Raw genomic sequence first — 441 nt, forward strand, 5'->3', positions numbered from 1 at the left:
TTTCTATAGTAAATCATTGCAGCAACATGGGTTGATTTTGTATTATTTGGGGTACTTGGGTTTGGGGTGCTGGTGGTCTGTAACCTAAAGCGCTATGCGGCCTGACATGGTTGTAATGCTTAACCCATTCACCCACGACTACCTTAGCTTCCCTCAAGCTGTAGAAGATCTCCCCATCCAAAAGGTTATCTCTAAAGGTGCCATTAAAGCTTTCACAAAAGCCATTCTCCCAAGGGCTCCCGGGTTCAATGTAGGCTGTCTTTACTCCAATGCCAGATAACCAACTACGCAGCTCTTTAGCAATAAATTCTGGGCCATAGTACATGCAGAATGGTAGTCAGCCGCAGCAATTTAAGCCATGCTGGTGATTGCGAGATCATCAATAAGGAGTATTGCTATGGCTGACCACTTAAACAATAAACCCTATGGGGCATGGATTGC

1 pseudogene is annotated in these 441 nt (G+C 44.9%); it reads right to left on the bottom strand.

From position 1 onward, the window contains the following. Positions 1 to 13: 13 nt before the first annotated feature. A pseudogene (locus tag VC188_RS11960) lies at positions 14 to 316 on the bottom strand (integrase core domain-containing protein); the annotation flags it as partial. Between the last annotated feature and the right edge of the window lie 125 nt (positions 317 to 441).

This window comes from Polynucleobacter sp. MG-28-Ekke-A2, assembly GCF_035012985.1.
Lineage (GTDB): Bacteria > Pseudomonadota > Gammaproteobacteria > Burkholderiales > Burkholderiaceae > Polynucleobacter.